The organism is Dyella sp. (genome assembly GCF_035486915.1).
Lineage (GTDB): Bacteria > Pseudomonadota > Gammaproteobacteria > Xanthomonadales > Rhodanobacteraceae > Dyella_B.
This window is the reverse complement of sequence record NZ_DATHMR010000017.1, coordinates 13,228-26,934: the sequence shown is the minus strand read 5'-3', so window position 1 is coordinate 26,934 and position 13,707 is coordinate 13,228. Positions and strand designations below refer to the sequence as shown.

The 13,707-nt window shown below is 57.9% G+C and carries 13 protein-coding genes and 1 pseudogene; 5 read left to right on the top strand and 9 right to left on the bottom strand.

Annotation, left to right across the window (positions count from 1 at the left end; genetic code table 11):
• The 8 genes and pseudogenes from galU to cmk all read right to left on the bottom strand — a co-directional run bounded on the left by galU (position 1) and on the right by cmk (position 8,264).
• Positions 1-870, bottom strand: coding sequence for a UTP--glucose-1-phosphate uridylyltransferase GalU (gene galU, locus VK725_RS01950; protein ID WP_325316376.1), 870 nt, complete (start codon positions 868-870; stop codon positions 1-3).
• Positions 871-2,766: a nucleoside-diphosphate sugar epimerase/dehydratase gene (locus VK725_RS01945; protein ID WP_325316375.1), complete on the bottom strand. Its 1,896-nt coding sequence runs from the start codon at positions 2,764-2,766 to the stop codon at positions 871-873.
• Positions 2,753-3,799 carry a glycosyl transferase family 4 gene (locus VK725_RS01940; protein ID WP_325316374.1) on the bottom strand — a complete coding sequence of 349 codons (1,047 nt, stop codon included), beginning with the start codon at positions 3,797-3,799 and terminating at the stop codon, positions 2,753-2,755. Before VK725_RS01940 ends, VK725_RS01945 begins: the two co-directional genes overlap by 14 nt.
• The gene (gene lapB, locus VK725_RS01935) at positions 3,792-4,967 is read right to left on the bottom strand and encodes a lipopolysaccharide assembly protein LapB (RefSeq protein ID WP_325316373.1); all 1,176 of its coding nucleotides are present in this window, start codon (positions 4,965-4,967) and stop codon (positions 3,792-3,794) included. Before lapB ends, VK725_RS01940 begins: the two co-directional genes overlap by 8 nt.
• Positions 4,964-5,224 carry a DUF1049 domain-containing protein gene (locus VK725_RS01930; RefSeq protein WP_325316372.1) on the bottom strand — a complete coding sequence of 87 codons (261 nt, stop codon included), beginning with the start codon at positions 5,222-5,224 and terminating at the stop codon, positions 4,964-4,966. The genes lapB and VK725_RS01930 overlap by 4 nt, the downstream gene beginning before the upstream one ends.
• A 156-nt stretch (positions 5,225-5,380) precedes the next feature.
• Positions 5,381-5,707: pseudogene (locus VK725_RS01925) on the bottom strand (integration host factor subunit beta); the annotation flags it as partial.
• A gap of 41 nt (positions 5,708-5,748) precedes the next feature.
• Positions 5,749-7,422 carry a 30S ribosomal protein S1 gene (rpsA, locus tag VK725_RS01920; RefSeq protein ID WP_325316371.1) on the bottom strand — a complete coding sequence of 558 codons (1,674 nt, stop codon included), beginning with the start codon at positions 7,420-7,422 and terminating at the stop codon, positions 5,749-5,751.
• A gap of 161 nt (positions 7,423-7,583) precedes the next feature.
• Positions 7,584-8,264: a (d)CMP kinase gene (cmk, locus tag VK725_RS01915; RefSeq protein ID WP_325316370.1), complete on the bottom strand. Its 681-nt coding sequence runs from the start codon at positions 8,262-8,264 to the stop codon at positions 7,584-7,586.
• A 108-nt stretch (positions 8,265-8,372) separates the two neighbouring features.
• On the opposite strand from cmk, the gene VK725_RS01910 reads away from it, so the two are divergent.
• From VK725_RS01910 to ykgO, 4 genes are all read left to right on the top strand, one after another.
• Complete coding sequence (locus tag VK725_RS01910) at positions 8,373-8,630, top strand: acyl-CoA-binding protein (RefSeq protein ID WP_325316369.1); 258 nt, start codon at positions 8,373-8,375, stop codon at positions 8,628-8,630.
• Between the two features lie 82 nt (positions 8,631-8,712).
• The gene (locus VK725_RS01905) at positions 8,713-10,731 is read left to right on the top strand and encodes an NADPH-dependent 2,4-dienoyl-CoA reductase (protein WP_325316368.1); all 2,019 of its coding nucleotides are present in this window, start codon (positions 8,713-8,715) and stop codon (positions 10,729-10,731) included.
• Between the two features lie 232 nt (positions 10,732-10,963).
• Positions 10,964-11,875, top strand: coding sequence for a LysR family transcriptional regulator (locus tag VK725_RS01900; protein WP_325316367.1), 912 nt, complete (start codon positions 10,964-10,966; stop codon positions 11,873-11,875).
• A gap of 63 nt (positions 11,876-11,938) precedes the next feature.
• On the top strand, positions 11,939-12,064 hold the full coding sequence (ykgO, locus tag VK725_RS01895) for a type B 50S ribosomal protein L36 (protein ID WP_008215056.1): 126 nt from the start codon (positions 11,939-11,941) through the stop codon (positions 12,062-12,064).
• Between the two features lie 81 nt (positions 12,065-12,145).
• On the opposite strand, the gene VK725_RS01890 is transcribed toward ykgO, so the two are convergent.
• Positions 12,146-12,793, bottom strand: coding sequence for a TetR/AcrR family transcriptional regulator (locus tag VK725_RS01890; RefSeq protein WP_325316366.1), 648 nt, complete (start codon positions 12,791-12,793; stop codon positions 12,146-12,148).
• Positions 12,794-12,853: 60 nt separating this feature from the next.
• On the opposite strand from VK725_RS01890, the gene VK725_RS01885 reads away from it, so the two are divergent.
• Entirely contained in the window at positions 12,854-13,633 is a 780-nt protein-coding gene (locus VK725_RS01885) for a CPBP family intramembrane glutamic endopeptidase (protein WP_325316365.1), read from the top strand.
• Positions 13,634-13,707: the final 74 nt, after the last annotated feature.

The following is a 13,707-nucleotide window of genomic DNA, read 5'->3' as shown; positions in this document are numbered from 1 at the left end:
TCAGTGCGACTTGAACTCTTGAACGACTTTGGCGAGCACGGGGTCCTGCATGGCCATATGCATGGTGGCGCGCACCAGGCCGGCTTTGTTCCCGCAGTCAAACCGCGTGCCCTCGAAACGATAGGCAAGTACCTTGCCCTGTTCCTTCAAAAGCGCCTCGATGGCGTCCGTCAACTGTATCTCGCCGCCAGCGCCAGGCGTGGTCTGTTCGAGTAGCTGGAAGATGCGCCCGGGTAGCACGTAACGGCCGACCACCGCCAGATTGGAAGGCGCATCGGCAGGCTTGGGCTTCTCGACCATGAAGCGGATACGTGCGCTTCGGCTGTCGATGGGTTCGGCATCGACGATGCCGTATTTGTCGGTCTGGTCGTGCGGCACTTCTTCCACCGCAATGACGCCGGCGTTTTCTACGTCGCCCAGTTCGGCCATCTGGCGCAAAGCGCCCTTGCCCTGATTCCAGATCAGGTCATCGGGGAGCACGACGCCAAACGGCTCATCGCCCACTACGGGTTTCGCGCAAAGCACAGCGTGGCCTAGACCCAGCGCCTCGGGCTGGGTCACGAAAATCGCGCGCACGTGTTTAGGAAGCGTGCCTTGCACCAGCGCCAGCAGCTCGTCCTTGCCCTTTTCCTGCAACTTCGCTTCAAGCTCATAAGCCTTGTCGAAATAATCGGCGATGGCGTGCTTGTAGCGATTGGTGACAAAGATCAGCGTATCGGCACCGGCGTCGACCGCCTCATCGACCGCGTACTGGATAAGCGGCTTGTCCAGTACCGGGAGCATTTCTTTGGCGACAACCTTGGTGGCGGGCAGAAAACGAGTGCCAAGACCGGCAACCGGGAATACCACCTTGCGCAACGGCTTGCTCACTCACTTCTCTCCCATTTCATTGCGACGAATCGAGATCACGTTGTCCGGCTGCGCCACATCGGTCCAGCAAAAGGACGGAAGCAGGTTGGAGACACAGCGCCTCAATTCTTCTTCATCGTAACTGCGCACTGCGTCGGCAGCCCTTGTCATCTGTACTTGCAGCAAATCCCACGACACGGGTCGGTGCTGCGCAAGGAATATCTTGTTGTGAGCGGTCGCGCTGTAGTTCTCCAGCGGATGGAACAGCTCTTCGAACAGTTTTTCGCCGGAACGCAAACCGGTGTAGACAATGGGTATCTCGGTACCGGGCTTCTTGCCAGCAAGACGAATCATCTGCTCGGCAAGGTCGCGGATTTTCACCGGCTCGCCCATATCCAGCGCAAAAATCTCGCCGCCCTTGCCAAGGGCCGCCGCCTGCAAAATGAGTTGCGTAGCTTCCGGAATGGTCATGAAGTAACGCGAGATTTCCGGGTGCGTCACGGTCACCGGACCGCCCGAACCAATCTGCTGACGGAACAGGGGCACAACCGATCCGGCCGAATCAAGTACGTTGCCGAATCGTACGGTGATGAAGTGGGTACCGGAGCTTGCATTGAGATTCTGGCACCAGATTTCGGCAATTCGTTTGCAGGCACCCATCACGCTGGTGGGATTGACTGCTTTATCCGTGGAGATAAGCACGAAACACTCGACACGCGTTTCGTGTGCGAGATCGGCCACGTTGCGTGTTGCCAGCACGTTGTTTCGAACAGCGGTGCGCAACTGTCCCTGCAACATGGGCACATGTTTATACGCCGCCGCATGGAACACCACCTGCGGCCGTACATCTGTAAACAGGCGGCGCATGGCAATGGGATCACCGCAATCGGCAAGCACGCTGTTGAGCAGAAGCTCGGGATAAGCGGCACGCAGTTCCTGCGAAATCTGATACAGGTTGTATTCGCTGGATTCTACGATGGTCAGCGCATGGACACCCAGGCGAGCCATCTGACGGCAAAGTTCCGAACCGATGGAGCCACCGCCACCTGTCACCAGCACGCGACGGCCCGTCAACGTTTCGCGAATGCGTGTCCAATCCAGTTCCACGGCGTCGCGGCCCAGCAAGTCCTCGATCGACACTTCCTTGATCTGGTTGAACTGGGCACGTCCCGCTACGACGTCTTCCAGCTTGGGCACAGTGCGATAAGGCAAACCCGTGCGATCACACAGATCGACGACATGTCGCATCTGCCGTGCACTTGCGCCGGGCAACGCGATCAAAAGCATTTGTACGGCGGCTTCCTTGGCGACATCCGGAAGTTGGTCCAGAGTGCCCAGCACGGGTTTGCCGTTAATGCGAGCACCGCGCAGCGAACGCTGATCGTCTACGAATCCAACTACGACATAACGACTGTCGCGATGTAGATCCCGCGCGAGCGCTTCGCCGGCACGATCCGCACCGACGATCAGCACGCGCTGAGTTTTGGCGTTCATGAAAAGATCAATGCGACTGTCTTTCCAGAATCGGTACGCAAGACGCGGGGTGCCAAGGAACAGCGCGAGTATGAACGGATACAACAGCAATACGGAACGGGGCACACCTTCCAGACGTCCATACAGGAATAGCGCGACACCGATGGCCACCGTGCCGACGATGGCGGCGCGCAAGATATTCCATAGATCAGGAAGGCTGGCGAATCGCCATACGCCTTTGTATAACCCGGTCCACGCGTAGATCAGCCCCTGGACAAACAGCACGATCGGAAATTCGAAGAGCCCGAACGTGACCGGAAGTTGCGGATCGATGGCGTAGCGAAGTTCCTTGGCTACCCACCAGGCAAGTGCTGTGACCAGCAGGTCGTGGGCGACCACGGCCACTCGCGGGTGAACAACGCCTACTAGTTTACGTATGGACATGCCGAACCTTGTATCGATCTCGCCGGATGAAACGACGTTTAGCGACGAGCCAAACTGCCGTAGCGATCGAATAAGTGAGGACGCAAGCGATTAGCCCCATCCCTGGTTGTTCGAACGCCCATGCTGCAAAGGGCGCCGCTACAAACAGATTCCACCCGAAATACCACGCCGCTCCCACAGCATGTGTATGCCCCCTGCGCACAATCCATTGGTACAGATGTTCGCGATGGGCAGTGTACCAGCGGCGCCGGCGCAGAATTCGTGTAAGAAGAGTAAGGGTCGCATCCGACACAAAGGCTGAACTGAGGATCAGAGAGGCCCAAACCAGTGACCAGCTCGCCTTCCAGAGCATGGCGACCATCGCAAAAACAAACAGACCTAGACTGCCGCTACCTACATCACCCATGAAAATGCGGGCTGGTGAGCGATTGAAGCACCAAAACCCCAGGCATGCCGCTGCGATGCAGGCCGATGCGCCGGCTAGTGCTGGCTGGCCAGCGAGCCACGCCGGTACGGCCATGCCACAGGCTACAAAGATGCCCTGCTGGGCCAAAAGGCCGTCAATACCGTCCATGAAGTTATGCAGATTGATGCTCCATGCCCCCGCCAAAACGAGCAGCGGCAGCCAGAACCAGGCGGGTCCGTCCATGAGCAGTGCGACGCAAAAAATGGCGACGGCAAGAACTTGCACACCAAACCGTGGAAGCGCGGGCAACGAGCTATGGTCGTCCCACCATCCAATCCACGCAATCATCACGACTGCGACGATCAATGCAATGACGGTATGCATCGGCCACGCAGGTTGGACCGACAGCAGACACAAAGGCACCGTCAAAACGACCGCGACAATAATGCCGATACCGCCACCGCGTGGCGTCGGCACCTTGTGCGAGCGCCGCTGACCGGGTTGATCGAACATGCCACGGCGATGCGCGTAAGCAATCGCTGCTCGCACTACGCCCAGAGCCAGAAGAAAAGCAATCAGTACGTAAAGTGCAATCGGGGCGAGCGTAGCCACGACAGCATCACTCATTGGCCACACCGTGAATCGGCCTGATCGTGCTCCAACCTTTGCAACTGGGGCACTGCCAGTGATGCGCTTTCGTCCCGAAGCCGCAATGGCTGCAGCGGTACATCGCCTGCCCTTCGAGCAACTTGTGTGTGAGGTCGCGAAGGATCAGGAAATTCTCGCGCGCTTCTCCCTCGATCTTGTCCATCGTTGCATCGATCAGGGCCATCAGACCGCGCACAGAGGGACGCTGACGCAATTGCGAAGTAAGAAATTCGATCGCAGGTTTTTCGCCATCGCGCTGCTCATAGAGGTGCGTCAATGCTAGAACCGGCGAAATACCGTGATAACGCGCAAGAATGTCGCGCAGGAAGCGCTCTGCGCGTTCCATTTGGCCGGAGCGCGCATAGCTGTCGAGCAGCGGCGGCAAAATTTCGGGCACGAAGGCGATGTCCGCGTCGACCGCGCGTTCGTAAACGTCGACGGCTTCAGCATGTTGTCCTTCTTCGGCGTGCAGACGCCCCGTGAGCATGAAAGCACGCACGCAATCGGGTTGGCATGCAAATGCATGCTGCAAATAGTCGCGCGCTTCCGCGCGCGCGCCATGCTGACGCGCTTGCTCGGCGAGTTCGCAATAGAACTGCGCGATGGTGGTTTCTTCTTCTTCCCCTGTCATCGTTTCGAGACGACGCGCATGCTCGATCGCTTTGTGCCAGTCGCGTTCGTGCTGATAAATCGCGATCAGATGACGCAGCGCGGACGGCGCATGCGCATTCATCGCAACCAGATCTGAAAACAAAGCTTCCGCACGATCAAGCAAACCGGCACGCATGTAGTCTTCGCCAAGCTCAAGCAAGGCAACAGTCTTCATGCCCTCGGACAAGCCCGGCCGGGACACCAAATGTTGATGAAGACGAATCGCGCGGTCCACTTCGCCTCGACGCCGAAAGAGATTACCTAATGCTAAGTGCGTTTCTACGGTGTCTCGGTTGTATTCGGCGAGTTTGAGGAATACCTCGATAGCTTTGTCCTGTTCCTCGTTGAGCAGGTAGTTCAAGCCACGGAAGTAGTCGGAAGATAGCTCGCTGACCTGCGCGCCCGAACGGCGCACACCGGCACGCCGGGCTGTCCACCAGCCGCTTAAAAAGGCCGCCGGTATGAGTAAAGCCAGCAGCGGGTAGAAGGCGCTCATGATGTCTTTGATACCTTCGCGCCCGGAGCCTTGGCAGCATGCCGTCGTTCGCGCCGATGTCGGGTCGTCACGCCGAGCCAGGCCGTCAATCCCCCAAGTACCCAGCCGAGCGCCAGCACGGCGAGCAAGGCCGCCCCCTTGGGAACCTGGACACGCGCGAAGGCGAGGTCATAACCGACGAGATCGGCATTGAGAGCCCCGAGTACAACACCCCCGGCGATGAACAACAGCAGTAGTAGCGTCACGATCAATCGCATTGCACAACTTTACCTGATTGACTGTGAGTGGCACAGGCATGACGGCACGTCAATTCAGTTGCAGTCAGCGCTGCGCCATTCGCAAAAAAAAGAAAGGCAGGGTCGACTATAAGTCGCCTGCCTGTCGGAATACGTGCGTGTCGAGCGTGAAACGGTTTAACCGCCCTTGTGCTCCAGATGCATGTTGACGCGCTCGCGCAGCTCTTTGCCGGGCTTGAAATGCGGTACATGCTTGCCGGGCAACGCAACCGCGTCGCCAGTTTTGGGATTGCGACCCATACGTGGCGGACGGTAATGCAGGGCGAAACTGCCGAAACCGCGTACTTCGATACGTTCGCCGGTAGCCAAGGCCTGACTCATCTGTTCGATGACGTTCTTGACTGCCAACTCGACGTCGCCAAACGCAAGGTGGGTCTGGCGCCTAGCTAGCGCCTCAATGAGCTCGGATTTGGTCATGGGTCCCCAATGTCCGTGACGTGGAACGAGTAGGGGCGGCGTTGCCGCCGCCCCACTGCAAGCACTGCTTAGTCAGCCTTGTTGAGCTGCTCTTTGAGCAACGCACCAAGCTTGGTCGTGCCACCGGACGCCGACGAATATTCCGCCATCACGTCTTGCAGCTCTTCCTCATCCTTGGCGCGGATCGACAGCGACAACTGGCGCCCCTTACGGTCCATGCCCGTGAACTTGGCTTCAACCTTGTCGCCCACCTTCAGATGCTGCGTAGCATCTTCGATGCGCTCCTTAGCGATGTCGTTTGCGCGGAGGTAACCCTCCACACCATCACCCAGATCGATCACCGCACCCTTGGCGTCAACTTCCTTCACGGTGCCGTTGACGATGGTGCCGCGCGGATGGACGGCCATGAAATGACCGAACGGATCCTGCTCCATCTGCTTGATGCCGAGCGAGATGCGTTCACGCTCCGGATCAACAGCAAGCACCACGGCTTCGATCTCGTCGCCCTTCTTGAAGTTGCGAACAAGGTCTTCACCCGACGCCTGCCAGGAGATGTCGGACAAGTGCACCAGACCATCGATGCCGCCATCCAGACCGATGAAGATGCCGAAATCGGTGATCGACTTGATCTGACCGGACACCTTGTCGTTCTTCTTGTGCATCGCTGCGAACGCTTCCCACGGATTGGAACGCGTCTGCTTGATACCCAGCGAGATGCGGCGACGCTCTTCATCAACGTCCAGCACCATCACTTCGGTTTCGTCGCCAACCTGCACAACCTTGGCCGGATTGACGTTCTTGTTGGTCCAATCCATTTCGGACACGTGGACCAAGCCTTCGACGCCCGGTTCGATCTCAACAAAGCAACCGTAATCGGTGACGTTGGAGACCTTGCCGAACAGACGGCTGCCGACCGGATAACGACGCGAGATGTTGACCCACGGATCGTCGCCCAGCTGCTTCAGACCCAGCGATACGCGATTGCGCTCGCGGTCGTACTTGAGCACGCGAACATCCAGCTCGTCGCCGACGTTGACGACTTCAGACGGATGACGCACACGCTTCCACGCCATATCAGTGATGTGCAGCAGACCGTCGATACCACCCAGATCCACGAACGCGCCGTAGTCGGTGAGGTTCTTGACGGTGCCCTTCACCACTGCGCCTTCGGTCAGGCGTTCCAGCAGCTTCTCGCGCTCTTCGGAGAACTCGGTCTCGACAACAGCGCGGCGGCTGACCACAACGTTGTTACGCTTGCGGTCGAGCTTGATGATCTTGAATTCGAGTGCCTTGCCCTCGAGGTAAACCGGATCGCGCACCGGACGAACGTCGACGAGCGAACCGGGAAGGAACGCGCGGACATCTTTGATGTCGACGGTGAAGCCACCCTTTACCTTGCCCGAGATCATGCCGGTGATGGTTTCTTCCTTGTCGAACGCTTGCTCCAGGTCGTCCCACACCATCGAACGCTTGGCCTTCTCGCGGAAGAGCTTGGTCTCGCCGAAGCCGTCTTCCAGGGCATCGAGGGCAACCTTCACCTCATCACCCACCTGCACTTCCAACTCGCCCTTCTCGTCCTTGAACTGTTCGATCGGGACGATGCCTTCGCTCTTGAGGCCAGCGTTGATCACGACGACGTCATTGCGGATTTCCACAACGATACCCGTGACGATGGCGCCCGGCTTCAGCTTGGAGATGGCCTGTTGGCTCTGTTCAAACAGCTCGGCAAAACTTTCAGTCATGTTGATTCCGTAAATAAGAAAAGGCCCTTATGCACATGCGCCGTCGGATATTCGCGCATGGGCGAGGCCCACCGGTTATGGGTGATTTGGAAATCGCTTCCTCACACCGTTGACCACAACCCCATGCCGTGACATGGAGCACCAATACCGCCGCAACCGTTTCACGGTTTGACGACGGTCAAAACCTTTGCGACCACATCCTCGATCCCCATGCCGGTGGTATCCACCAACACCGCATCGCGGGCGGGTTTGAGCGGCGCGACAGCCCGGGATGCATCGCGGGTATCGCGCGCTTCAATTTCGCTCTGAAGGGATGCAAGTGTAACGCTTAGCCCCTTTTCCTTCAACTGCTTATAACGTCTTTTCGCCCTTTCGGCCGCGCTAGCGGTGAGGAACACCTTGAACGGGGCATCGGGAAAGATCACCGTGCCCATGTCCCGGCCGTCGGCCACCAGCCCGGGCGGCTTGCGGAAGCTCAACTGCAGCGCTACCAAGGCTTGGCGGACCGAAGGGACCGAGGCAATGGCCGACGCGGCAGCCCCTGCGGTCTCGGTCCGGAGCTCATCCGTGGCATCATGACCATTGACAATGACGCGGGTCTCGCCATTATCAACCGCCGCGCGGAACTGGATTTTGGTCGTCTCCGCGCATCGGGTGACCGCCTCGGCATCGGACAGGTCCAAACCTGCCATGCCCGCTGCATAGCCCACTGCCCGGTATAACGCCCCGGAATCAAGCAGACGCCAGCCCAGATGCTCGGCTACCAGCCGACTGATGGTGCCTTTGCCTGATCCGGAAGGTCCGTCGATGGTAAGTACGGGCGCAGGCGGACTCGCGGGCATGGGATGACCTGATGGCACGGGAAGTGCTTAGCTTAACTTGTTTAATGGGGTACTAAGCACATGCTAGCCAGCTCTCAACTCATCGACGTTTCGTCGCAAGCACCCGCCATGAATGATCTCCGTAGCGAGTTCGAACAGGCCGCTAGGGACATCAAGCGGTTTGGCGAACGTCCCGACAACGACACCCTTCTGCAGCTCTACGCGTACTACAAACAGGGTTCTGACGGTGATGTCCATGGCTGCCAGCCGGGTTTCTTCGATTTCATCGGTACCGCCAAGCAGGAAGCCTGGGCAAAACTGAAGGGCATGCCGCAAGACGAAGCCATGCGGCAGTACATCTCCCTGGTACGACAATTGCTGCCGTAAGGGTCACCTGACCCGCATGGGCCACTTGCGCCCACAGAGATAAATCGGCACATTCATACGATCGTTTGAACACGGTCGTCGCATGAACTACCCCCATCTCTTCGCCCCGCTCCGAGTGGGCAACGCCACCTTGCCCAACCGCATCCTGATGGGATCGATGCATACCGGGCTGGAAGACAAAGCCGCCGATTTCGACAAGCTCGCCGCGTATTTCGCCGAACGCGCGCGCGGTGGTGTGGGCTTGATGGTGACGGGCGGCATAGCACCTAGTATCGAGGGCTGGTTGAAGCCCTTCGGCGGTCGCCTCACGATGCCTTGGCACAAACCTCGGCACCGTAAAGTGACGCAGGCTGTGCACGCGGAAGGCGGGCGCATCTGCATGCAGATTTTGCACGCAGGCCGTTACGGTTATCACCCGTTGTCCGTTGCACCCTCGCGCATCAAATCGCCGATCACACCATTCACACCTCGTGCACTCAGCGCGCGCGGCGTCAAACGCACCATCAACGATTTCGTTAGCTGTGCCAAGCTGGCACAAGATGCCGGTTATGACGGTGTCGAAGTCATGGGTTCGGAAGGCTATTTGATTAATCAGTTCATCGCCGCACGTACCAATCAGCGCAACGACGAATGGGGCGGCGATGCAACGCGTCGCATGCGTTTTCCGGTGGAAATCGTACGCCGCATGCGCAAGGCCGTTGGCCCGGATTTCATCATCATCTATCGCTTGTCCATGCTCGATCTCGTCGAGAACGGCCAAGATTGGCAAGAGATCGTGACGCTGGCGAAAGCGATTGAAGCAGCCGGTGCCAGCATCATCAACACGGGTATTGGCTGGCACGAAGCTCGTGTGCCGACAATTGTGACGAGCGTGCCCCGCGCAGGTTTTGCGTGGGTCACGAAGAAGTTGAAAGGCGAAGTGTCCATTCCCCTCATCACGACCAATCGCATCAACATGCCCGACGTGGCTGAGCAGATCATCGCAAGCGGTGAAGCTGATATGGTGTCGATGGCGCGCCCCCTGCTCGCCGATCCGGAATGGGCAGTCAAGGCAAAGGCCGATCGCAGCGATCGTATCAATACGTGCATTGCCTGCAACCAGGCATGCCTCGATCACGTCTTTCAGAATCAGCGCGCGAGCTGCATGGTCAACCCCCGTGCATGCCATGAAACCGAATTGAAGATCGTGCCCGCTCAAACGCGCAAGCGCATAGGCGTTGTCGGTGCCGGCCCGGCGGGCATGGCATGCGCAGCAACACTTGCCGAACGCGGTCACGATGTCACGTTGATCGATGCAGCGAATCAAATCGGCGGTCAGTTCAACTACGCCAAACGCATCCCGGGAAAGGAAGAATTTCAGGAGACGTTGCGCTATTTTCGCAACCGCCTGACCGACGTCGGCGTACACATTCAATTAGGTGAAACCGCCAATGCCGAATCGATTCGCGCGCAGCGTTTTGACGACGTCGTGATTGCAACCGGTATCACGCCGCGCAAGCTAAGTTTTCCCGGAAGCGATGATTCGCGCGTACTGAGTTATCTCGACATCCTGGCGCACGACAAACTGGCTGGACACCGCGTTGCGATCATCGGTGCAGGCGGCATCGGTTTTGACGTTGCGGAATTCCTGACCGAACACGCGCCCTCACCCACCACCGATATCGCGCGATGGACGCAAGAATGGGGCGTGGATATGACACTGGAAGAACGCGGCGGATTGAAAACCGCGCAACCTGAGCCTCCCGCACGACAGATCTGGCTGCTTCAACGCTCGGAAGGTCGTCCTGGCGCGCGCTTGAACAAAACCACCGGGTGGGTGCATCGCGCGACGTTGAAAAACAAGAAAGTCACGATGGTCGGCGGCGTCGCCTATGATCGATTCGATGACGAGGGTCTGCACATCACCATCGACGGCAAGCCGCAGGTGCTACCTGTCGACAACGTCGTTATCTGCGCGGGCCAGGAACCGAACCGAAGTCTCGCGGACGCACTGACCTCCCACGGACAGCGCGTGCACGTAATCGGAGGTGCCGATGTCGCCGCCGAACTGGACGCCAAACGAGCTATCGCGCAAGGTACACGACTTGCCGCGGAACTCTAAAAGAGTTCTGTAAGGCTTTATTTTGGAACGCAGAAAAGGAAGCGCCCCGCCAGCGATGCGTCGGTAGTGGCTCTGGGGAGGGAGGCCGAATACCGCGGGGGTAGCATCGCTGCGGGGCGAGGGTCAGCGGCACTCGGGGGGAGGGGTCAGTGCCGCGACGGAGATCATATTATGATCGACACGATACAGAATCAAATATATATTTAGCCCCCTATTAATACGAAAGTCATATATGTTTGATTTTCGCCAATTGCGCTATTTCGTGGCGGTAGCCGAAGAGCTCAGCTTTACGCGGGCTGCGCAGCGCTTGTATTTGTCGCAACCTCCCCTGTCCCAGCAGATCCAGGCACTTGAGCAGGATCTAGGCATTCGGCTGCTCGACCGGGATAAGAGGAATGTCAGCTTGACCGCCCCCGGCCAAATCTTCCTCGAACAGGCGCGTCAGATTCTTGCGATGGCAGAGGAAACGCGGGTCAAGGTGACAGAAGCCGCAGCAGGATTCAGCGGGCATCTCAAACTGGCTTACACCGTATCGGTGTCCTTTCACCCCGCTCTGCCGCAAATCCTGCTGCGGCTTGGCCAGAACGCACCGAATGTTCGTGTATGGCTTAGCGAGATGTATACCGAGCCTCAATTTACAGCGCTGCGCGCCGGTCAGATCGACGTCGGTTTCGTGCGTGACGAACCCAGCCACGAGGAAGACGCTCACGCTTTGCGGCTGGATGTTATCGATCGCGAGCCGCTTCTGCTCGCCCTGCCCTCGGGTCACCGTCTGGCTGGACGTCCAAGCCTGGAAATAGGCGAGATCGCTGGCGAACCGTTTGTAATCCAACCGCGCGAACTTGCCGCAACGCTGTACGACAGACTGGTTCTGCTCGCCGCCAGGGCTGGTTTTCATCCGTTGGTACGGCAGCAGGCCCAGCAGATCAACGGCCTGATCGCACTGGTTGCCGCGGGCATCGGCCTGGCGCTTGTCCCTGCCAGCATGCGGGCCGTCCAGCTGGCAGGGGTGAGTTATGTCCCTCTGGCCGATCCGGACGCCTACCTGCTTCTGGCCGTTGCCAGTCGCATTGAAAACCCCTCGCCGGTGGTCCAGCAGTTCCTTCAAACGGTTTCTGAGGCCAAGCAAGTCTTAGGCTTGTGATAAGTGATTCAAATAGTTATACTTCTACGCTTTCTTTGACTCACATCGTTTCAGGAGCCTGCCGTGAAGGTGCTTTCCTCTTTGAAGTCCGCCAAGCAGCGGCACCGTGACTGCAAGGTTGTGCGCCGTCGCGGCAAAGTGTTCGTGATCTGCAAGAGCAACCCGCGCTTCAAAGCGCGTCAGCGTTGATTAGCGCTACGAATACATGAAAAAGCCGCTGCGAAGCGGCTTTTTTTATGCCCAAATGCAGGGCTTCCATGCATGCGATTTTCATCGGTGCCGCAAATAAGCCACGAAACCGCGCGCCAGCTCAGCCTTCAGCTCTTTCTCCGAAACCGGAGCCACTACGTGCCACATGGACGATGGATCGAGCGCATAACCTTCGATCGCACTAGCTGCTGTAAGCACCGCAAATTGAAGCGCGCGGCGGGGAAAGCGGTGTTCAATCTCCCCTCTAAAAGCCAGCAAAGCGTCCACGATGAGGCTGATGTTTTCGGCCACATGCAATCGACTCTCTCTCGCAAAATCAGGGTCCGCATCCGTCTCCACGAATTTCGCCAACGCTCGCATCAAGCGAGGATGGCGTTTGTATTGCTCCAACAATCCGTTCATTAGCTCCGCAGCGCTTTCTTCCAGGGTCTTCCGAAGCAGCGCTTTTCCAAGGAGCTCGCGATTGGTCTCATTGCTTTTGCGCAGCATGTGCAGGAAGGCAGATCGCAGCAATGCATCCTTGTCCGCAAAGCGCCGGTAAACGCTCGCCGGAGCAACCTTGGCCGCGGCGGCTATTTTCGGAATCACTGCGCCTTCCATACCCTCCTGATCCAGGATTTTGATCGTTGCCGCGAGCAGGCGGTCCAGCGTTTCCCGACTTCGCTGCTGCTTGGGCTCGTGCTCGGGGCGTTTTTTTGTCTTCGGCATGACTAGACAGTAAGCAGGAAATATGTAAATGTAAATTCACATTTACTTTTTGGGGTCTCCATGGACGTGCAACGCACCGTTGGCGTCGCTCAAGACATCGTGGCCATTACGCTTGCGGCGGTCGTACCTTTCGCCGACTTGCGTGGGCTAAAGCGACTGAAGGAATTCAGCAGCAGCACAGCCCGACTCGCCATCTATCGCAAGATAGTCACCTCGACATCGCTGGCGACGGTCATCGTGCTCGCGCTGACCTCATTCACAACCTTGTTTTGGGTAGCACCACGAGCCGGTGAAGCGTTTTGGCTCTTCCACAATCGGATTGCTCACTATGCAGCTGCCGTATGCGTAACAACCTTTTTCCTATTAGCGCTCTGGCCCGGCATTAAATGTGCATTCAACCCAAGCGTTCGACTGCGCTATCGCAAAGCGATGCCTTCCTTGGTCTTCATGATGCCAGTGACGACATCAGAACGACTATGGTGGGCACTCGTCAGCGTCACTGCGGGTGTATGCGAAGAACTGCTGTACCGAGGATTTCTGCTTCAATATCTGCGAGGACATCTCTATGGAGGTCCTGCACTCGGTATCACACTTGCGTGGTTGCTTAGCTCGCTCGCTTTTGGATGTGGTCACATCTACCAAGGAGCGACGGGCGTCGTGAGAACGATGATCGCTGGCTTGATGCTTGGCCTGCTCGCCATTCTCACCGGAAATCTTTTGGTGCCGATCGTGGTTCATTGCGTCCTCGATCTGCAGATTCTTCTTATGTACCACCCTATCAAAGACGCACCGGAAGAAGCATCGGCTCTTATCTCCGGGTTCTGTCCTCAGAATCCGTAAGTGCCGCTGGCGGCGATTTGAAACAAACAAGGCTCCGTATTTCTACGGAGCCTTGTTTGTACAAACTTAGTTGC